The 20032-nt window shown below is 70.5% G+C and carries 17 protein-coding genes; 15 read left to right on the top strand and 2 right to left on the bottom strand.

Features of this window, described 5'->3' with window-relative positions:
* The first annotated feature begins 191 nt into the window (after positions 1–191).
* The gene (locus ACFYNL_RS04970; protein ID WP_388796509.1) at positions 192–1538 is read left to right on the top strand and encodes a PHB depolymerase family esterase; all 1347 of its coding nucleotides are present in this window, start codon (positions 192–194) and stop codon (positions 1536–1538) included.
* 245 nt (positions 1539–1783) lie between these two features.
* On the opposite strand, the gene ACFYNL_RS04975 is transcribed toward ACFYNL_RS04970, so the two are convergent.
* Positions 1784–2971, bottom strand: a complete 1188-nt coding sequence (locus tag ACFYNL_RS04975; protein WP_388796512.1) for a PQQ-binding-like beta-propeller repeat protein — start codon at positions 2969–2971, stop codon at positions 1784–1786.
* Positions 2972–3326: 355 nt separating this feature from the next.
* On the opposite strand from ACFYNL_RS04975, the gene ACFYNL_RS04980 reads away from it, so the two are divergent.
* From ACFYNL_RS04980 to ACFYNL_RS05025, 10 genes are all read left to right on the top strand, one after another.
* Positions 3327–4835, top strand: coding sequence for a DUF4246 domain-containing protein (locus tag ACFYNL_RS04980; RefSeq protein WP_388796515.1), 1509 nt, complete (start codon positions 3327–3329; stop codon positions 4833–4835).
* An 827-nt stretch (positions 4836–5662) separates the two neighbouring features.
* Positions 5663–5830, top strand: a complete 168-nt coding sequence (locus tag ACFYNL_RS04985; protein ID WP_388796518.1) for a hypothetical protein — start codon at positions 5663–5665, stop codon at positions 5828–5830.
* 130 nt (positions 5831–5960) lie between these two features.
* On the top strand, positions 5961–7544 hold the full coding sequence (locus ACFYNL_RS04990; RefSeq protein ID WP_388796521.1) for a radical SAM protein: 1584 nt from the start codon (positions 5961–5963) through the stop codon (positions 7542–7544).
* Between the two features lie 109 nt (positions 7545–7653).
* Positions 7654–9537, top strand: a complete 1884-nt coding sequence (locus ACFYNL_RS04995; RefSeq protein ID WP_388796524.1) for a carbamoyltransferase C-terminal domain-containing protein — start codon at positions 7654–7656, stop codon at positions 9535–9537.
* Positions 9538–9587: 50 nt separating this feature from the next.
* Positions 9588–10490: a phytanoyl-CoA dioxygenase family protein gene (locus ACFYNL_RS05000; protein WP_388796527.1), complete on the top strand. Its 903-nt coding sequence runs from the start codon at positions 9588–9590 to the stop codon at positions 10488–10490.
* Positions 10483–11757, top strand: coding sequence for an MFS transporter (locus tag ACFYNL_RS05005; RefSeq protein ID WP_388796530.1), 1275 nt, complete (start codon positions 10483–10485; stop codon positions 11755–11757). The genes ACFYNL_RS05000 and ACFYNL_RS05005 overlap by 8 nt, the downstream gene beginning before the upstream one ends.
* Positions 11758–11780: 23 nt before the next feature.
* The gene (locus tag ACFYNL_RS05010) at positions 11781–12716 is read left to right on the top strand and encodes an NAD(P)/FAD-dependent oxidoreductase (protein WP_388796533.1); all 936 of its coding nucleotides are present in this window, start codon (positions 11781–11783) and stop codon (positions 12714–12716) included.
* Positions 12717–12771: 55 nt separating this feature from the next.
* On the top strand, positions 12772–13689 hold the full coding sequence (locus tag ACFYNL_RS05015) for an Inducer of phenazine A (RefSeq protein ID WP_388796536.1): 918 nt from the start codon (positions 12772–12774) through the stop codon (positions 13687–13689).
* Between the two features lie 10 nt (positions 13690–13699).
* Positions 13700–13888, top strand: coding sequence for a hypothetical protein (locus ACFYNL_RS05020; protein WP_388796539.1), 189 nt, complete (start codon positions 13700–13702; stop codon positions 13886–13888).
* A gap of 1 nt (position 13889) precedes the next feature.
* On the top strand, positions 13890–15779 hold the full coding sequence (locus tag ACFYNL_RS05025; protein WP_388796542.1) for a carbamoyltransferase: 1890 nt from the start codon (positions 13890–13892) through the stop codon (positions 15777–15779).
* Between the two features lie 158 nt (positions 15780–15937).
* Here ACFYNL_RS05025 and ACFYNL_RS05030 read toward each other — a convergent pair whose 3' ends face one another.
* Positions 15938–16561: a class I SAM-dependent methyltransferase gene (locus ACFYNL_RS05030; protein WP_388796545.1), complete on the bottom strand. Its 624-nt coding sequence runs from the start codon at positions 16559–16561 to the stop codon at positions 15938–15940.
* 423 nt (positions 16562–16984) lie between these two features.
* Between ACFYNL_RS05030 and ACFYNL_RS05035 the strand changes: the two genes are divergently transcribed.
* The 4 genes from ACFYNL_RS05035 to ACFYNL_RS05050 all read left to right on the top strand — a co-directional run bounded on the left by ACFYNL_RS05035 (position 16985) and on the right by ACFYNL_RS05050 (position 19955).
* Positions 16985–17410, top strand: a complete 426-nt coding sequence (locus tag ACFYNL_RS05035; protein ID WP_388796548.1) for a WXG100 family type VII secretion target — start codon at positions 16985–16987, stop codon at positions 17408–17410.
* Between the two features lie 63 nt (positions 17411–17473).
* The gene (locus ACFYNL_RS05040) at positions 17474–19090 is read left to right on the top strand and encodes a WXG100 family type VII secretion target (RefSeq protein WP_388796551.1); all 1617 of its coding nucleotides are present in this window, start codon (positions 17474–17476) and stop codon (positions 19088–19090) included.
* A 17-nt stretch (positions 19091–19107) separates the two neighbouring features.
* Positions 19108–19548, top strand: coding sequence for a protease inhibitor I42 family protein (locus tag ACFYNL_RS05045; protein WP_388796554.1), 441 nt, complete (start codon positions 19108–19110; stop codon positions 19546–19548).
* A gap of 17 nt (positions 19549–19565) precedes the next feature.
* Positions 19566–19955 carry a hypothetical protein gene (locus ACFYNL_RS05050; protein ID WP_388796557.1) on the top strand — a complete coding sequence of 130 codons (390 nt, stop codon included), beginning with the start codon at positions 19566–19568 and terminating at the stop codon, positions 19953–19955.
* Positions 19956–20032 lie beyond the last annotated feature (77 nt).

Here is a 20032-nt window from a genome sequence, read left to right on the forward strand (position 1 = left end):
AGGTGTTGCACCTTTGCTTCCACCAGGCATTGACACCGCATCTGGCGAAATGGGAGTGTCGAAGCGCTTCACCATCGGGTGTCGCTTCCTCCTCGTTGACCACTGCGACCGCCGTGCCTGCCACCTCGGTTCGGCGGGCGCGGCCGGGAGTGTCGCCTCGGTCGCGCCGGATTTCCTGAAAGGACAGCGTCATGTCCCGGAAGCCCAAGAAGAGACGCGTCAGAGATGTCCTGGTGGCGCTGCTGATGGGGATCTCACCGCTGTTCGCGGCGTTCGTACTGACCGGAGCCTCGGCCGCCACCGCGTCGGCCGCGTCACTGACCGAGGTGTCCAACTTCGGCAGCAACCCCGGCAACCTGCGGATGTACGTCTACAAGCCCGACAGCGCTCCGGCACGTCCGGCGGTGGTGGTGGCGGTGCACTACTGCACGGGCACGGGGCCCACCTTCTACGCCAACACGGAGTTCGCCCGCCTGGCCGACCAGCACGGGTTCATCGTCGTCTACCCGGACGCGAACGTCAGCGGGCAGTGCTTCGACGTCTCCTCGCCCCAGGCGCTCAAGCACGACGGGGGCAGTGACCCCACGAGCATCGCCCAGATGGTCCGTTACACCCTGCAGAACATGAACGCCGACCCCAACCGGGTCTACGTCACCGGCGCCTCGTCCGGCGCGATGACGACCAACGTGATGCTCGGCGCGTACCCGGACCTGTTCAAGGCCGGGGCGGCCTTCATGGGCGTGCCGTTCGGCTGCTTCGCCACCACCGACGGCTCCGGCTGGAACACCGACTGCGCCACCGGCAAGATCAGCAAGACCCCGCAGGAGTGGGGCGACCTCGTCCGCAACGCCTACCCGGGGTACACCGGCCCCCGGCCGCGGATGCAGCTGTGGCACGGTACCGAGGACGAAGCGCTGTACTACGCGAACTTCGGTGAAGAGATCAAGCAGTGGACCAACGTGCTCGGGGTGAGCCAGACCCCGGTCTTCACCGACTCCCCGCAGTCCAACTGGACCCGCACCCGATACGGATCCACCGGCGCCCAGGCGCCGGTCGAGGCGAACAGCTTCCAGGGGGTCGGGCACAGCCTGCCGGAGAGCGGTATGGCGGCCCGGGCCATCGCCTTCTTCGGACTCGACGGCTCCGGTGGCACCACCACGGGTCCGATCCGGGCCACCGGTTCCGGCAAGTGCCTGGACGTACCCGGCTCTTCGCAGACCAACGGCACCCAGACGCACATCTGGGACTGCAACGGCCAGACGAACCAGACCTGGACCAGGACGTCGAACAAGCAGCTCACCGTCTACGGCGGTGCCAAGTGCCTCGACGCGGCCGGCACCGCGGCCGGCGCCAAGGTCGTGCTGTGGGTCTGCAACGGCGGCACCAACCAGCAGTGGAACATCAACTCCAACGGCACCATCACCGGCGTCCAGTCGGGCCTGTGCCTGGATGTGACCGGTGCCTCCACCGCCAACGGCGCACTGGTCGGACTGTGGGACTGCAACGGCGGCAGCAACCAGCGGTGGGCCCTCGGCTGACACCACGGGCCCGAGTCCGGGAGGGCTTGTCGGACACCGCACTCGGTTTCCGACAAGCCCTCAAATCGCTGGGCAGGCAGCAGCCGTCCCCCGCCCGTACACGTGCGGCCACCGGCCGGGTCCCGAGGTCTGCACCCCGTGCGACCACTTCCAGCCGGTCCGGACCGCTGCGAGGTCGGCGGCGAGCGGGCAACGGTGATCGGGGCCGAAGGGTGGCCGCCCAACCCGGCGGCCACCCCCACCACTCACTGCCCGTACGCGACCAGGAGGTTGGTGGCCGGAACCACTACGAGCCCACCGCCTGCGCCGAGACCGGTCAGCGGCTCGGAGACGTTGTGCTCGTCGGGTTCGTTGATGGGCGCGCCGACATCGGTGGACCACACGGGCTGACCCGTAGCGCCGTTGAGCGCCCACAACCGGCCGCTTTGTGAGCCGACGTAGACGTATCCGTTGACGACGATCGGCGCACTGCTGATCTGGCCGTCGCCCTCGAACTTCCAGCGGGTGGCCAAAGTGCGGCTGTGCCGCTCCTGAAGGACGCCGTCATCGACGAAGTAGCCCTGACGTCCGTCGAAGGCCGGTGCCGGCGACCAGCCCCTGGCCTCGTATGTACCGCGGACCTTCCCGTCGGCGGCGTTGAGGACCGTGGGGGCCATTCCGGCGTCGTCACGAACCCAGACTCCGCCGTCGGCGAGCACCGGGGTCCGGCCGCCGCCGCCCGAGCAGTCCGTTTCGTGGCGCCAGAGCAGGCTGCCCGACTTGGGGGCGAAGGCGTACGTCTGCTCGCAGGCGTACGAGACGTACACCCCCTTGGCCGTGACGGCAGGTGAGCTGTTGTCCCCGTTCGTGACAGGCTGCGTCCACAGCACCGCACCGCTGACGGCGTCCACCGCGTACAAGGTGCCGCCCGATCCCGCGCCGGCTGTGTAGACCACGCCACCGGCGAACGTGGGCGGCGAGGTGAAGGAGGACTGCCCGGGCAGCTTGACGCTCCAGATCACCTTCCCGTCGGCCGGGTTGAACGCTGTCAGCACGCCGTCGTAGTTCTGGGCGTAAAGCCGACCCCCGCCGTAGGCGAGCGCGGACCACCAGTAGGTGCCGCCGAGGTCCACGGGCGCCCAGGCGTCCTGCCCCGTTGCCGCGTCCATGGCGTACAGGACGGTGCCGTAGCCGTTCGGCGAGGCAGCGGTGGCGAAGACGCGTCCGTTGGCCACGATGGGATAGGACACCTCCCCGCCCAGGTCGCGCGACCATTTCCTGCCGAGCGGCGGCGCACCCACAGCGGTGTCGACGAGACTGCCATCGTGCCGTGCGTTGATCTGGTAGGTGGTCGAGACCCCGGTCTGCAGCGGTTGCGCGCCGACCGGCATCACGAGCGCGAGAAGCGCCAGTCCCGCGCCTAAGAGGACAGCAATGGTTCTTCGAAAATTCACTCGGACATCCCTTTGTCCTTCGGCATCGCCCAGGCGATGCGTGCGCGGACCTGCCCCGGGTTCGGTGGCCGGCCCGCTTCCGTTTCTGATGAACCGCAAGAACATCCCAACTGCCGTGTGCATGTGCCCAGTTGAAATGCTCACGATCACCTTCTCTACCCGCAACAGGGCGTGTGACGCTTTGTCGCGGCGGTCATCACCGATCGACGCCCGAGTGCCATGCGGCCGACGACGGCCGCGCAGAGTCGTGGAGGAGTGCGCACCCCAGGCCGGTGTGACAGGGACCGCGGCTGCGGTGTCAGTGTGCTCACGTATTCTTCCCGCCACCGCACACCGACTGGGAGGATCAAGAGAATTGACCGGCCTGCCCGCTTTCCCGCTGCCCTTTCACGCTTCCCGGGTCATGTCGTTCGCGACCCCCCGAACGCTGCGGGAACTTCAGATGATGCAGTGCAGCGCAGTCATCCGGGCGAAGCCGGGGTGGTTCGAGAAGATGAACGATGAGGACGTCGTTGCCAGGTGGACGCAAGAAGCGGTCGCCCAGGTCCTCACCGAAGCACAGGTTCGTTACGTGCTCGCCGAACTCCAGCACTACGCCGCGCTGCGGGACGGACGAACCGGCATCGAGGTGTCCGCCGTCGACGGGGTGTGGCAGTCGGACACCCTCATCGACGACGACCTGAGATCCCGGCTGCGCGACGCGGTCCGGGTTCTGGAGCAGGTACCCGAAGCGGAACAGGACTGGCATCCCGGATCCGACGGCCAGGTGCTGGATCTGGTTCATCCCTCACTGTTCTGTCTGGTGAGAGAGGTCAGCGACGCGCCCGAGAGAGCGTGGCGGAACCCGACGGACCGCTACTCCAAGTACGAGTTCTCGGAGAGATTCCAGTGGCTTCCCACGGATGTCGACGTCAGTGACGACGGAGAGGTGTCCTTCTGCTCGTACGTCAACAACGTCCACCCCGAGACGCATCGCGCGCTGGCCTGCGTTCTGCCGGACCTGTTCGCGTGCATGCGCCCGCTGCTGGAGAACGTGCTCACCGATCTGCGGCATCCGAGGCCTTTGCGGATCGAGGCCGATGCTTTCGGGTGGTACGACTCGAAGCCCGAGTATCCGGCCAAATTCGCCTACAGCGATGACGGGGCCTACGCGGAAGCCGTCCGCGCATGGGGAGTGGCCCAGGACGACTGGTGGGAGAACCGCCGCCCCGTCGTCCCGGACGCCCCGGACTTCACCCCGCCCGATTTGCCCGACGAATCCGCCCGAGTCGACCTGCGCGGCCGCCGACTGCAGGTCATCGTCAAGCTCGCCACCATTCATCTCACCTCGGACAAGCCCGAGTACCCCGGCGGTTCCTGGCATGTCGAGGGGATGATGAACGAGCGGATCGTCTCGACCTGCATCTACTACTGGGACAGCGAGAACATCACCGAGAGCCGGCTGAGTTTCAGGGCTGCACTCGACGACCCGTACTACGAGCAGAACGACGACAACGGCGTGCGTGAGGTCTACGGTCTGGAGGATGAAGACGCGTTGAACCAGGTGCTGGGATCGGCATCGACGCCGGCGGGCCGCTGCCTGGCGTTCCCCAACGTCCTGCAACACCGCGTCGGTTCATTCCGCCTCGCGGACCCTTCTCGGCCGGGCCATCGCAAGATCCTCGCGTTCTTCCTGGTCGATCCGTCGGAAGAGATCGTCTCGACATCCGATGTGCCACCCCAGCAACCATGGTCCGACACCTCGACCATGACGCTTGAACAGGCCAAGGACTACCGTGAACAACTCATGCAGGAACGCAAGTTCTTCATCGACGAACACAACGAGCAGCTCTACGAACGGGAGTTCTCGCTCTGCGAGCACTGACCCTCTTCACCCGTGAACCCGTTCAGGTCAGCGTGGTCCGGACGGCCGCCCGGGCGACGGTCCGATACGGGTGGGTGGAGCGCCTGCCCTCTCGGAGCGGTCGCGGCTCGCCCCGCGGCGTGAACCGCTCCAGCGACACACAGTGCGGCGGGGCGGCCGACCCGGCCGCGGACCGGCCGGATCGCGGGAGTTGACGGTGCAACTCGTCGTGGGGACAGGCCGTGGGTCGCTTCGGGCGAGCTGTGGGATCGCCCGGAGTCGCTGGTGCCGCCGCGTGAGCGGCGACGCATTCTGCGATCGGCGCCGAGCCACCTCGTTGTGTCACCCCTTGTAGGAGCACGGCGAAGGACCGGCGCCTGCGGTGCCGTCGCGAAGTCACGCGGACCGGCCGGTTGCCGCGGTCGGCATCGCCCCTGGCCGTGTGCTGGGGCACGGCGGCGCACCGAGCCGACAGACCCGGTGGCGGAATTCGGACCGGCCCGAGATCCTCGCTCGTACCGCCGCAGCGTCTCGCGGCCTGTGAGTCGCCGTACCCGGCGGGCAGCACCCTCCGCGGCACCGCATCCACCGTACCCATGGCCGGAACACACACCGCACGCAGGTATTTCCAGGGTGTCCGGCGTGGCCCCGGGCGGCGTGCACCACGCGGTTATCGCGGGCCAATCGGCAGATGGCGGGGAGCACCCCGGGAGCTGAATGATCAATTCAATCCGGGGCGTCGATGATAAACGTGACTCTTCCACAGTGGCCGGTTGAAGTCTCATTCGGGGGACTTACCTTCTGCTTCAGTGGGACGCGTTGTGTGTCGCACCTATGGAGGAGGCCACATGGCCGAAGTCAAGAAGGTCGCCCGCCCCGCGGTCACCGCGTCGTCCCGTCCCTGCGCGTTCGTGTCGCCGGACAAGGGCAACGCCCCGACCATCACGCCCGCGCGCAAGCAGGCGGAGGTCGTCTCGGCCCCCGCTGAGCAGCGGAAAGAGCGTGCGTCGGCCTAAGGGCTGAGGTTCCCCCCGGGGCCCGCCCGCAGGCCGGGCCCCGGTCTGTCGCGCGAACCGGACCCAAGGCCGAAGAGCGCGAGGTAGGTCCGCATCGGAAGTCGTGAGACGCAGGGAGAAAACGTCAGCCATGCAGAATTCCGTCTACCAGTCCTCGCGTTACGTCCGTACCCTGCGCGCCGCGGGCGACCGTGATTTCACGTCATTCGGGGGTCGGCTCGATTCCTACCGGGGCGACGACCGGACCATGGCCTTCCATTCGCTCTTCGGTAATGCGCGGCTGATCGACCGGGACATCGTCGAAATACTCAAGGAAGCCTCCCAGGGCATCAGCTGGGACCGGCTTCGGGAACGGATCGACGAGGACTCACTGCGCGACCTCGTCGAGGCTCGCTTCCTCGTCGAGGCGGGGCACGACGAGGCCAGGGAGATCGACAGCCTGCTGCAGAGCCGGCAGGACGCGCTCAGCAGCGGCGTGTTCCACTCCTCCATCCAGCTCGTGCTCACCAACGCCTGCAACTTCTCCTGCCAGGGCTGCTTCGCGTACAACTTCGACGGGGGCGTCGAGGAGCGCAACACCTCCGGTGAGTCGGTGAAACCCGGGCCGGTCCTGGTCGAGCTGCGCCGATCCCGCGAGGACACGGGCACCCAGCACCAGGACTCGGGCCCCACTCTCGCCGCAGGCGACTGGAACCACGGCTCGGACACGGCCCGCAACCCCTCCATGCACATGTCCCGCGAGGTCGCCGAGAAGACCATCAGGGAGGCCATCGAGCTGCGCAAGGCCAACGGCGGCGGCCATCTGACGGTGTCGTTCTTCGGCGGCGAGCCCACCCTCGCACGCGGCACCATCCTGCACGTGCTGCGCACCTTCGGCGACAGCCACGACGGGGTCACCCTCTCCTACGACCTCACCAGCAACGGCTCCCGCATCGACGACGAGCTGCTGGCGGCACTCGCCAGGCACCGCGTCGACACCACCGTGTCCATCGACTACCTGGTCCCGGAGACCGGCGAGTTCCGCGGCGGGCAGCAGCAGCGCACCCCCTGGGCCGTCGTCCGCAAGGCGATCCTCGACATGAAGGCCGCAGGCGTCCCGGTCAGCATCACCACGGTGCTGTCCCAGTACACCTGGGACAAGTGGGGCACCCCGCTGATCGACTTCGTCGCCGAGGCCGGCCTGGACACCCTCGACGTCATCGTGTCGTTCCAGGCGAAGGAGTTCTTCGACCGGCACAGCCCGCACGACGTGGCGCAGCGGCTGCTGGCCGCCGTCGACTACGGGCGCGAGCGCGGAGTACAGCTCAGCGGCTACTGGTACCAGACCTTCCAGATGATCATCGACGAGGCCAAGTGGGCGGAACAGGCCGACTACAAGACCTGCCCGGCGGTCGGCCGCCAGCTCTCCATCGAACCCAACGGCAGCGTCTTCGCCTGCAAGGCCACCGCCCGCAAGCTGGGCACCATCGACGACTGGCGCGGCGTCTTCTCCTCGCCCGCCTACCAGGACTACGGCATGCGGGCCTACACCAACGGACCCGGCTGCCAGGGCTGCGAACTGCAGGGCACCTGCTCGGGCGGCTCCGCCGGGGCGCTGGAGGAGGAGAACGGATCGATCCAGGTGATGTCCCCCGGCTACTGCGCCTACATGCGTGAGGTGGTCCAGGGCCTCCTGGAGCGCCATCACGCCCAGAGCCTCGCCACCCTCTCCTGACCCAGGCCCCTCGACGACCCCGCACCGGCCCGCTCCGCAGCGCAGCGGGCCATCGAGCCACGACCCGGACCCGTCGCACCGGTCCGGGTCAGGAAGGGTGACTGGATCCATGGCAACGATCGGTTTGCACTTCGGCCATGACGCGGGCGCCGCGCTCACCGACGCGACGGGCTACCGCGTGATCGAGGCCGAGCGCCGCCTGGGGCTGCGCCATGTGTGTGGTGGCAACGGCGGTTTCCCGCAGGCCGCCGCCGACTGGCTGGCGGAACTGAGGGAGCGGGCGGCGAGCCCGGTGACCCGGATCGCCGTGGCCGACTGGTACACCCCCGTGTGCCAGGTGCTGCCCCCGTCCCTGGTCGAGCTCGTCAACGAGGACGCCCGCTGGGCGGCCACCGGCGGCACGGGTCTCGCCGACGCGGTGACCCGGGTGATCAAACCCCTGGACTGGCCGCTGGCCGCGGGCTTCGGCGACATCACCCTGACCGCCGTGCGCCACCACTACGCGCACGCCGCCCTCGCCTACTACACCTCCGGCGCCCGTAAGGCCCTGGTGCTGGCCCTGGACGGTACCGGCAACTACGCCGAGTGCGGCATGGTGTGCCTCGGCGACGGCAACCAGCTCACCCCGGTGATGTCCTTCACCAACCGCACCGGACCGCGCTTCGGCCTGGTCTACGAGGCACTCGCCCGGCGTATCCACGGCAGCCAGTTCGACACCGGAAAGCTGCTCGGGCTGACCGCCACGGGGGAGACCGACGCCACGCTGCTGCCGGTGCTGCGCGCCATGCTCGTCCCGCAGTCCACCCGGCGCACCTCGCCGGACCTGTACGAGCGGCTCGACGAGCGCCTACTCGCCGGCACCGCGTTGCGCTACGCCGACACCTGGTGGGAGTACGACCTGCACAGCGGCGGCTACCTGGACGCGGGCCTGGCCGACTCATCGGACGAAGACGTCGTGCACTCCTTCGGCTCCGTCTTCCCCGACGAGATCCGCACCGCGGCCGGTCACACCGTCGAGGTCGGGACCTCCCCCGACGAGCGGGTGTGCAGGGACCTCGCGGCCACCCTGCAGACCGCCGTGGAGCAGGACCTGACACGGCTGGTCATCGGCATCAGCCGACGCTTCCCCAGCTACTCCACCCTCTGCTACGCCGGCGGCTGCGCGCTCAACATCACCGCGAACAGCCGCTTGGCCGAGTGCGGCCAGTTCACCCGGGTGCCCGTCCCCACCTGCTGCGACGACTCGGGGATCGCGCTCGGCGCCGCGCTGGCCGCCGCCGAACCGGCCGACCGCCCCGCCATGGCGAGTCGCTCGGGATGGGCGTCGCTGGCCTACGCCGGACCGCCGCTGGCGGGCCTGGAGCCGGTGGAACGCGCTGACACCCCACCGCTCGACGCCCTGGCACGGCGACTGGACGACCTCGGGTTGTCCCTGCGCAGCCCGGCCGACGACGAGGAGTTCCTCGGGGCGGTCGCCGAGCTGCTCGCCGACCGGCGGTGCGTGGCCTGGCTGGAGGGAGGCATGGAGACCGGACCGCGGGCACTGGGCCACCGCTCACTGCTGGTCTCGGCCCACTGGAGCGGAGCCCGCCGGTACGTCTCCCAGACGATCAAACAGCGGGAGTGGTTCCGACCGGTCGCTCCGATCTGTCCCGAGGAGGTCGCCGACCAGTACTTCACCGGACCCCTCGACCACACCGAGACCATGCTGTTCGCGGTGCGGGTGCGGCCCGAGCGGGCCCGGCAGCTCGCCGAGGCGCGGCACATCGACGGTACGGCCCGCCTGCAGACCGTACGGCCCGACACCCAGCCCCTGTTGCACGGGCTGTGCCACGCGGTCGCCGCCCGCACACAGCTGCCCGTGCTCATCAACACCAGCGCCAACGGGGGCGGCCGGCCCATTCTCAACCACCTCGACGAGGCACTGGAGTTGCTCACCGGGACCGAACTCGACGCCGTGGTGCTGCCCGAACGCCGCCTGATCATCGAGTGACGCCCGCCGTCCACCCCGCATCCGCTCCCCGCCCGCACAGGAGAGTGCCCGTGGCCGCCACCCAACTGCGAGACATCCACAAGACGCAACCGCTGCGTGTCCTGTCCGCCGCCGACTGGGACCACTGGATCGACCGAGGCTATGTGATCGTCCGTCAGGCCGTCGCGCCGCAGACCGTCTCCGCGCTCACCGAGGCCCTGTTCTCCTTCCTCGACATGCGCCCGGACGACCCCTCGACCTGGAGCTCGCCGCACACCGGCAACGACCGGCTGCCGGGTCACAGCGGGCTGGTCGAGATGTACAACCACCAAGCCCAGTGGGACATCCGGCAGACCCCGCGGGTGTACGAGGCATTCGCCGACATCTGGGACCGCGCCGACCTGTGGGTCACCATCGACTTCGCCAACGTCAACCCGCCCAACCGGGGGCCGCGCGCCTTCGACGGCTTCATCCACTGGGACGTGGACACCTGCGCCGACCCGCTCCCGGTGAGCTGCCAGGCGGTGCTCTCGCTGACCCACGGCGACGAGGAGATCGGCGGTTTCCAGTGCGTGCCGGAGATCTTCACCGAGTGGGACAAGTGGGTCAGCGGCCAGCCCGCCGACCGCGACCCCTTCACCCCGGACATCACCGGCTACTCGATCACCACCCCTCAGGTCGCCCCCGGCGACCTGATCATCTTCAACAGTCTGCTGCCGCACGGCGTGCACCCGAACGACTCCGAGTCCCGGGTGCGCATGGCGCAGTACCTGACCATGGCACCCGCCTGGGAGGACCACACGGAGCTGCGTGAGGCCCGAGTGCGGTTCTGGCAGGACCGCATCCCCCCGCATCCCCCCGAGGGCGGGGCGCGCAAGGACGAAGCCGAACTGTACGGGCCGGCCGAGCTGACGGACCTGGGCGAACGGCTGCTGGGGCTGCGCACGTGGAGTGAGGGGAGCGTTGTTGCCTAGCACCATCCGCTCCGGGACCCGCCCGGCCCGCCGGGTGGACCTGGGACGCCCCTTCCGCTGGCTGTGGGCCTCGGCGGTCGCCTCCAACGCCGGCGACGGCATCACCCGCACGCTGCTGCCGCTGCTGGTGGTGGCACACCACCCCGACCCGGCGGCGGTCGCCGGACTCACCGCCGTCAACATGCTGCCCTGGCTGCTGTTCGCGCTCCCCGCGGGCGTCCTCGTGGACCGGACGGACCGGCGCCTGATCGTGCTGGGCAGCAACCTGGTCCGCGCGGCCGCGCTGCTGGGCGCGGCCCTGGTGCTCGCCGACGACCGCCCACTGGTCCTGCTGTACGTGCTGGCGTTCGTGCTGGGCATCGCCGAGACCCTCGCCGACACCGCCGCCCCCGCGATTCTCCCGCGGCTGGTGCAGGAGCGGCACCTGGAGCGCGCCAACGGCCGCCTGTCGGCAGCGCAGATCGTCCTCAACGAAACGGTCGGACCCCCCGTGGCAGGCCTGCTCATGGGCCTGACCGCCGCCGTGGCGCTGGCCACCGGGGGAGTGCTGTACGCCGTGGCCGCGCTGCTGCTGCTCGGCCTGGCGCCGCTCGCCCGTACCGCCCGTACCGCCCGCGAGACGGAACCCGGCGAGCCACCCGGCGGAGTGCTGCGCGACATCCGAACGGGACTGCGCTTCGTCCTCGGCCATCGCACCCTGCGCCTCACCCTGGCGGCCAGCGCCCTGTACGGCGTGGTGTTCTCAGCCACCTTCTCGATGCTGGTGCTGCTCAGCGACCGCACCCTTGGACTGGACGAGACCGGGTACGGACTGCTGCTGGCGGCCGGTTCGCTGGGCGCCGTCACCGGAAGCCGGCTGGCCCCCTGGGCCGCCGACCGGCTGCCCACCCTCCGACTGGCCCGGTGGTCCCTGGTGGCGTCCGGCGCCGCGTACGCCGCACTGGGCCTGATCAGCCACCCGGTCCTGGCCGCTCTGGCGCTCGCCGTCAACGGCGTCTTCATGATGGGCTGGAACATCCCCGTGATGTCGCTGCGCCAGCGGCTCACCCCGGAACACCTCCAAGGCCGGGTGATGAGCGTGTCCCGGCTGTGCGCGTGGGGCGGCATGCCGGTCGGCGCGACACTCGGTGGACTGCTCGCCGAGGCCCTGTCCGTACCCGCGGTGTTCCTCGTGTGCGGGAGCGTCCTTGCCGTGGGCGCCCTCCTGCTGCTCGCGCCGCTGCGCGAGACCCCCGCTCCTCCCGCCGACCAGCCGACAGCGCAGTGAACCTTCTCGACAAGGGGTGACCATTGGACGCACAGCTCTACGACACGGTGATCGTCGGAGGCGGCCCGGCCGGCCTCAACGGAGCCCTCTACCTGGGCCGTTCACGCCGCCGTGTGCTGCTCATCGACTCGGGCGACGCCCGCAACATGGCGGCGGGCGTCATGCACAACGTCCTCACCAACGACGGGGCGTCCATCGCCGACTTCCGTGCCCGCTCCCGTGCTCAACTCGCCGCCTACGACGTGACGTTCCGTGACGACGAAGTGGTGTCGGCCGCGAGCGACGGCGATCACGTGGTCGTCACCACCAAGGAGTCCGGCACCTTCCACGCCCGCACCCTGCTGTACGCGGCCGGAGTGCGCTCGGTGCTGCCTTCCGTGCCGGGCCTGGCCGACCTGTGGGGCAGGTCGGTCTTCGAGTGCCCGTACTGCCATGGCTGGGAGGTACGCGAACGCAGCTTCGCCGTCTACGGCGGGAGCGTCCCCGGTGAATGCCTGGCCGCGACCCTGACGGTGTGGTCCGACGACATCACCTACCTCACCGATCGGCGCGAACTGCCCCAGGACGAGCGGGACCGGCTCGCCGCGGCCAAGGTTTCCGTCCGCACCGACACGGTCAGCGAGTTCAAGCCGCACCCCGAAGGCGTCGAGGTCGTCTTCGGGGACGGGCGGTCCACGACCTACGGCGCGCTCTTCCTGCACCTGGACATCGAGCCCCGGGTGGCCCCGCTGCGCCCCTGGCTGCAGGCCCCTGACCTGGAGTCCGTCCAGACCGACGACCGTGGCCGCACCAGCCTGCCCCGCTTGTACGTGGCCGGGGACCTCGGCCGGAACATGCAGCAGGCCGCGATGGCCGCCGCCAGCGGAGGGCTGGCCGGCATGGCCATCAACGCCGACCTCATCCGCGAGGACCGCCCCGGCTCCCTGCCCGAGCCGCCGCCTCCGTTTCCTGCCCGCTGAGCTATACGCCCCCCCAGACAGTCCACCGCAGCGCACCAACGGGAGCCCCTTCGCGATGACGTCACCCCGCGCCGAGTTCACCCCGCACATGGAGCACTACACCTTCGTCCTGGAGGACCAGCCCTATCTGGGCTACTTCCAGTACGGCAACGAGAAGACACCCGTGTACACCACCGACCGGCACGGCTTCCGGGTCACCCCGGGCACCGGCGGCCTGCGGGCGACGGTCGGCGACGACCGCCCCGACGGCCCGGCACGCGTGCTCGCGGGCAGCTCCGCGGTCTTCGGGGTGGGCGCCACCAGTGACGCGGCCACGATCACCGCGCGCCTGTGGAACGAACACGCGCCCCGGCTGCCCTGGCTGAACATGGCGGGGCAGAGCCACAACTCCGCCCAGGAGCTGCTGCTGTTCACCCTCTTCCGGCACGAACTCCCGCCGATCGAGGACATCGTGCTGCTCTCCGGGGTCAACAACCTGGTGCTCAGCAGGCTGCCCGAGGAGAAGCAGGGCCGCCACGGCGCCTTCTTCGACTGCGGCCCCGCCCCCGACGTGGTACCCCCGCCGGATCAGCGCGTCGCACATGCCACGGAGTTGACGGTCCGTCACCTCAGCGGGTGGAAGCTGCTGGCGGACGCCCTCGGCGCCCGACTGACCTTCGTGCTCCAGCCGCTCGCGCCCTGGGTGCGCGAAGAACCGCTGCCCCGCGAGAAGCAGCTCTTCGAGGAGCTGGACGAGGTGTCCAACTTCCGCCGATTCCACAACGACATCTCCACCATGGCGGTCGGCCGCGACTACGCCCGCCGGCTGGCCGACGGATGCGCGCGCCTCGACGTGCCGTTCCTGGACATGAACGTGGCCATGGGCGAGGCCGCAGGGCCGCAGGACTGGCTGTTCATCGACCGCGTGCACTGCACCGACCTCGGGTACGACCTGGAGGCCCGGCAGCTGGCGGACCGACTCGACCTGGCGTGAGGAGACCCCGATGCGTGACGACAGCAAACCGACACCCGCGCCGGCGGTCCGCCGCCTGGCCTCCTGGCTCCGCGACCGGGCCCGCCCAGGTGCTGCTCCCAGCGCACCGCCGGACGACCCGGCGGTCGATGAGACACCGCCGCCGCCCAGGCTGCGGCCCCAGCCCGAGGACGACGCCTCCGTCTACCCGCTGTTCTGACATGCGGCCCGCCAGGGGCACCGCGCGTGCCGACCGTCACGGCACCGGCGGGCCCGACCGACCGGTCCTGGGCATCTCCGCCTACTACCACGACAGCGCCGCGGCCCTGGTGGCCGACGGCACCCCGCTCGCGGCGGTGCAGGAGGAGCGCTTCACCCGGCGCCGCCATGACTCCCGGTTCCCCGCGCACGCGGTCGCCTCCTGCCTGCGCGAGGCAGGACTGCGCCTCGACGACGTGGCGACCGTGGCGTTCTACGAGGACCCCGCGCTGAAGTTCCGCCGGGTGCTGGCCACCTGGCTCGCCACGGCCCCCTACGGCTTCCCGGTGTTCCGCCGGGCGTTTCCGCAGTGGGCCGGCTGGAAGCGGCGCGCCCTGGACGACGTACGGGCGCGGCTGCGGGAGCTGGCGCCGGGGCGGACACTGCCGCCGGTGGTGCCCTACCGGCACCACGCCTCACACGCCGCCTCGGCGTTCTTCCCCAGCCCCTACCCGTCGGCTGCGGTGCTGTGCGTCGACGGTGTGGGGGAGTGGGCGACGACCACGCTGTGGCACGGCCGGGGCACCGATCTCGTCCCGCTCGCGCAGCTGAGCTTCCCGCACTCGCTCGGCATGCTGTACTCGGCGTTCACGTACTTCTGCGGCTTCAAGGTCGACTCGGGGGAGTACAAGCTGATGGGCCTCGCGCCCTACGGGACGCCGCGCTATGCGCCGCTCATCCGGGAGCGGCTGATCGACGTCAAGCCGGACGGCTCGTTCCGCCTGGATCTGCGGCACTTCACCTTCCAGTACGGGCAGACCATGGTCGGCCGGGCCTTCGAGGAGCTGTTCGACGGCCCGCGCCGAACTCCGGAAAGCCCGCTCACCGAAAGGGAGTTCGACCTGGCGGCGTCCGTGCAGCAGGTGACCGAGGAGGTGATGCTGAGGCTGGCCCGGACGGCGCTGGAGCGCACCGGGGAGCGCCGGTTGTGCCTGGCCGGTGGCGTGGCGCTCAACTGCGTGGCCAACGGCAGGATCCTGGCCGACGGCGGCTGCGACGAGGTGTGGGTCCAGCCGGCGGCCGGAGACGCGGGCGGAGCCCTCGGAGCGGCCCTGGCCGAGTCTCACCGCCGGGGAGCGCCCCGCGCCCATGTCGCCCGCGGCACGGACGCGATGGCGGGAGCGCTGCTCGGCCCCGCCTTCTCCGACCGCGACATCGAACAGTTCCTGACCGGACGCGGATGCCCCGCCGTACGGCTGGCGGAGCGCGAGCTCGTGGAGCGCGTCGCGGCGGAGCTCGCTCAGGGCCGGGTGGTCGGCTGGTTCCAGGGGCGGATGGAGTTCGGGCCTCGCGCTTTGGGCAACCGGTCGATCCTCGCCGACCCCCGTGATCCCGCCATGCAGTCCACGCTCAACCTCAAGACCAAGTTCCGGGAGTCGTTCCGCCCCTTCGCGCCCGCGGTGCTCGCCGAGGACGCCAAGGACTGGTTCGACCTGGCGCAGGACAGCCCGTACATGCTGCTGACCGCGCAGGTGGCCGCGGCCCGGCGGCAGGAGTGCGCGCCGGCCGACGGCGTGACGGGCCTGGATCTGTTGCGCGTCCCGCGTTCCACGATCCCGGCGGTCACCCACGTCGACGGTTCGGCCCGGGTGCAGACGGTGACGGCCGAGCACAACCCGCGGTTCCACGCTCTGCTCACCGCCTTCCGGGACCGCACGGGCTGCCCCGTCCTGGTGAACACCTCCTTCAACGTGCGCGGCGAGCCGATCGTTCGCACCCCGCAGGAGGCGTACGCCTGCTTCATGCGCACCCGGATCGACCTCCTGGTCCTCGGCGACCATCTGCTGGACAAGCGGGACCAGCCCGAGTGGCGGGAGGAGGCCGACTGGCGTGCCGAGATCCCGATGGACTGAGCGGCTGCGCCACTTGGGCCTGGGCGCGCTGTACTTCACGGTCGTCACTCCGGCGGGGCTGTGCGCACGGGCGGTGCGGGACCCGCTGACGCGCTCCTGGGAAGCCCGCCGGGCGAGCTACCTCGAACCGGCTCGTTCCCACGGCCGCTCCGCGTCGCTCAGGGGCCGTCCGGGCTCGTCGCCGAGGTGAGCACCACCCGCCGTGTGCCGAGGACGTGGACTCGCGAATCGGCCTCGGTGAACCCGCAGGCCGTCGCCCAGGCGCTCGCCTCTTGAGCGGTGCGGGGCAGCGGTACGTCGGCTGCGAGGAGACGCGAGAAGCGTTCCGAAGGCCGGAAGTGCGTGGCCAGTGGCAGGGTGAAGCCCACCCGGCCACCGGGACGCAGGACGCGCCGCCAGTCGGCCGGCGCCCGGCTCCCCAGGAAGTGCAGCGACGAGGCGCACAGCACGACGTCCAGCGAGTGCTCGGCGACGGGCAGCGGCACGGCATCACCGGCCCGCCAGTCGATCGCCGCGTCAGGAATCAGGCCGGCGGCCCGGCTCCTGCCCACCGAGATCATCCGGGTGGACAGGTCGACGGCCAGGACCGGAGGGGCGGTGGAGGGCCGGCTTCGCGCGAGGTGCAGGGAGACGGCACCCGCCCCGCACGCCACGTCGGCGACCGCGTCGTCGGGGCCGGGCCCCACCCACGCGATCAGGGCTCGCGCGATCTCGTCGTGGTGCCGGTGATCGTAGCTGTCGGCCAGATCGTCGAAGGCCCCGGCCGGCGTTGCGCTCTGCATGCGGCCCGATCCTAGTGGGACTCAACTGCCGTGTGCCGCCCGGTCGGTGGTGGGGGTCGGCGCCGGCCGCCGGATGGCACCCGCGGTGGCGGCGGCGCTGGTCCGGGCTGGGCGGCAGGCCCTTCGGTGCGGGAGCGGGGGCGCCAGGGGGTGACCGCCGCCGCCGAGTACGCCGCGAACAGCTCTGGGGGAGTCGGCACTGCCGGGCGTCGCGCATCCGGGGACGACCGTCACCGTGCTCGCGGCTCGACATCGGCCGCTGGGACGATGACGTCGCAGGGGTGAGTCGGGCAGCCACCGTGTCCGCCAGGTGGTCGTGGTCGTCAACCCGCTGTTGTGGGTAGAGGCGGTGAAGGTCGTTGCGTTCATGTCATCGCCCCCTGCTACATTGCGCGCTCAAGATCAGGAAAACGGGGGCTGGACATGACCGTGCAGGGGCACGCCGGGGGCTATCGCCTTCAGACGAGCGCGATGGACAGCGAGGCGCGGACACTCGACACGGCGGGCGACGACGTCGGCGCCATCGCCCGAGCGGTCAAGGACACCGCCTGCTACACCTCGGACGCGCTCGGCGGCTCCGACGCGGGCCCCGCCTACAACAACTTCGCCGGTGACTGGCAGGCGGAGGCCAAGGTCCTGGAGAGCGCCCTGCACGAACTGGCCGACAAGGTGCGGACGTCCAAGGCGACCTACCAGGGCGCCGAGCACGCCACCGTCCGGGGCATGAGCGCGGCCGGCGGCGAGGGCGTGACGACGATGCCCGCGCCCGCAGGGGATGCTCCCGCGCCGGGCCACCGCACCATGCCCGCGCCCGGCACGCCGCCGCGCGGCCTGTCCGACTTCGGCTGAGCGTCCTTCGTACCCGTACGAGTCCACACCCCTGCCCTCACCACGACAGAAGGCCGCACCGTCATGCCCGACGCAGGCGAATCCACCACCGACCGCCGCCAGAAGCTCGCCGAGTATCACCAGTCCATCTCCTCGGCCGACAGCAAGAACGATCTGATCGGGGCCATCGACAACGCCCTGGGCGTCTCGGCGCCGGTCGGTGAGCCGGGGATCCTCGAAGGGCTCGCCAAGACCTACCGCAAACAGATCGACGACGTCGCCGACGTGCACCGGCGGGTGCAGAAGGTCGCGAGCGAGGGCCTGCCCGACGCCTGGGTGGGCAGCACCGGGGCGCGGGCGTCGGAGGTGGTGATGGCGGCGGCCCGCTCCGCCGAGCAGATGGAGCAGGCGTTCAGCGGTGCGGCCGGCGCCCTGTACCGCTTGGCCGACGCCCTGACCGACGCCAAGGCCAAGGACAAGGGCGGACGCGAGCAGTTGCGCGAGGCGCTCGGCATGCTCGGCGGGGAAGACGGCTTCTTCGACGACATGGTGGAGAAGGACGCCGAGGAGGCGGAGCGGCTGCGGGCCCGCAGCATCGCGGCCGCGGGCGCCAAGGCGATGCACACCGCGGCGGAGGTGGCCGACGACGCGGCGCGGGCCGCGGCGCGTGACCTCAACAAGCTGGCCTCCGAGGCCCGTGCGGGCCAGATGAAGACCGACAACATCTCCGCAGCGGACCGCCTCGTGCTCGCCGACATCGCGGGTCCCGGCGGCCCGGCGGAGATGAACGAGTTGCTCACCGCGAACGACCTGGAGCGCTCCGGCCGCGCGATGGAGCGCCTCGACGCCCGCGAGGAGGCCGAGTTCGAGCGGATGCTCGCCGAGGCGAAGACCCCTCAGGAACGGGCCTACCTGGTCAAGGCGTTGGCCGCCGGGTACGACGTCAAGGAGGTCGGCGAGTTCCGCGACAAGATCCACGGCAAGGACCCGGACTGGCTGCAGCGGCACTTGACGCCGGTCACCACGGCCGGGGACAGCATGAAGGACGAGGGGATCAACACCAGCGGCCCCAACAAGGGTTCCAACCACAACACGGACCAGCAGGCGTTCAAGGGCGAGAGATGGTCGCAGGAAGGCAACACCTGCGTGCCGTCGACCGTCGTCACCGGGCGCGCCATGGTCGATCCGGTGTACGCCCTCGAACTCACCGGCGGCCCGTCCGGGCAGGAGGACGACCCTGCTGCCTTCCGGGAGCGGCTGCGCGACGAGCAGCTGCGGATGCACGACGAAGGCGACGGCAACGACGAGTACGACTTCCCCTTCGGTACGACACCCGACGGCATGGACAACGAAGGCAAGACCGAGATCTCCAACAAGGAGATCAGCCCGCACACGGGCGGCGAGTACGAGTTCCAGGAGATCCGGAGCGCGGACGACCGGCGGGACGCGCTGCCCGACATCCAGCGGGCCGTCGCCGAGGGCAGACCGGTGCCGATCGGCGTCGAGGGCAAGGACGAGAACGGCGACCGGGTCGGCCACTCCATGATGATCGTCGGTCAGGAGGGCGACATGCTGCAGGTCTACAACCCGTGGGGAACGACAACATGGGTCAGCGAGGACGACTTCGTCAACGGCAACATGGGCAAGGCCTCCGACAAGGATCTGCCCGACGCCTACGGCGTCCACCTGCCCGCCCAGTGAACGGAAGGCCGATCCCCGTGAAGTCCAGCCACCGCCTGTCCACCGCCCTGGCCCTGCCGCTGACGGCGGTGATGCTGTCCGGGTGCGGCCTCGTCGGCCCCGAGACGTTCGAGGCCGACGAGCAGTCCATCGAAGTGGACGCGGGCGACACGTTCGAGCTGACGCTCCCGGCCAACCCCTCGATGGGCCAGGACTGGAGCATCGTGGACCCCGGTCCCGACCGTGCCACGGTGCGCCAGGAGGGCCACCGGGAGGAGGACTTCGGGGGCGACAGCGGTGTCGACGGGGGTGGTGACGGTACGCAGACCTTCACCTTCGAGGCCGTTGCCGCCGGCACCACGAAGATCAAAATGAGCTACTGCGTGCTGGGCGTCTGCCCCGACGGCGACGACCGCACCGCGACGGGCAGCCCCGGCAACGACCCGGCGTACTTCATCTACACGGTCACCGTGCGCTGACCGGAACGGAAACACCGATGAATCCCAGCAAGACCGACGAAGAAGCGGCGCAGACCGACGTCGCCATGCTCCTGCGCTACGGCATCGGCGCCCTCGGCCCCCGTCGCAACGCCCTGTTCGGCGACGGAGCCGTGGGCGCCGCGGTCACGCTCGACCGACTCGGGGTCCGGCCCCGCTCGGTGGCGTTCCTCGGCAAAACCGTCCGCAGCGGTGGCACCGGCTACACCGCCCGGCTGCCCGAGCTGCTGCCCGAGCCGACGGCCTCGGATCTGGTGCGCGGCTGGCTCGATGCGGCCGCGTCCGTGGCCCGGCCCGTGGAGGGCGACGAGGTCGTGGCCCGCTGGCTGGAGGCGGTCGCCGAACTCATCGGGCTGCGCCGCACCACGCGGGAGCGCGCCGCCCGCTGAGCTCGGCTCCCCAGAGGGCGTCCCGCGCGGCACCTCGTCCGCATGGCGGCGCCAGGGCTCGAAGGAGCGGCCGCGGC

The sequence above is a fragment of the Streptomyces sp. NPDC007808 genome (genome assembly GCF_042868655.1).
Classification (GTDB): Bacteria; Actinomycetota; Actinomycetes; order Streptomycetales; family Streptomycetaceae; genus Streptomyces.

Bases quoted from the DNA above. Each gene is read 5' to 3' on its own strand.
- ACFYNL_RS05020 (WP_388796539.1), top strand. From the start codon at position 13,700: ATGCGTGACGACAGCAAACCGACACCCGCGCCGGCGGTCCGCCGCCTG.
- ACFYNL_RS04990 (WP_388796521.1), top strand. From the start codon at position 5,961: ATGCAGAATTCCGTCTACCAGTCCTCGCGTTACGTCCGTACCCTGCGC.
- ACFYNL_RS05040 (WP_388796551.1), top strand. From the start codon at position 17,474: ATGCCCGACGCAGGCGAATCCACCACCGACCGCCGCCAGAAGCTCGCC.
- ACFYNL_RS05035 (WP_388796548.1), top strand. From the start codon at position 16,985: ATGACCGTGCAGGGGCACGCCGGGGGCTATCGCCTTCAGACGAGCGCG.
- ACFYNL_RS05030 (WP_388796545.1), bottom strand. From the start codon at position 16,561: ATGCAGAGCGCAACGCCGGCCGGGGCCTTCGACGATCTGGCCGACAGC.
- ACFYNL_RS04970 (WP_388796509.1), top strand. From the start codon at position 192: ATGTCCCGGAAGCCCAAGAAGAGACGCGTCAGAGATGTCCTGGTGGCG.
- ACFYNL_RS04995 (WP_388796524.1), top strand. From the start codon at position 7,654: ATGGCAACGATCGGTTTGCACTTCGGCCATGACGCGGGCGCCGCGCTC.
- ACFYNL_RS04985 (WP_388796518.1), top strand. From the start codon at position 5,663: ATGGCCGAAGTCAAGAAGGTCGCCCGCCCCGCGGTCACCGCGTCGTCC.
- ACFYNL_RS05015 (WP_388796536.1), top strand. From the start codon at position 12,772: ATGACGTCACCCCGCGCCGAGTTCACCCCGCACATGGAGCACTACACC.
- ACFYNL_RS05050 (WP_388796557.1), top strand. From the start codon at position 19,566: ATGAATCCCAGCAAGACCGACGAAGAAGCGGCGCAGACCGACGTCGCC.
- ACFYNL_RS05025 (WP_388796542.1), top strand. From the start codon at position 13,890: ATGCGGCCCGCCAGGGGCACCGCGCGTGCCGACCGTCACGGCACCGGC.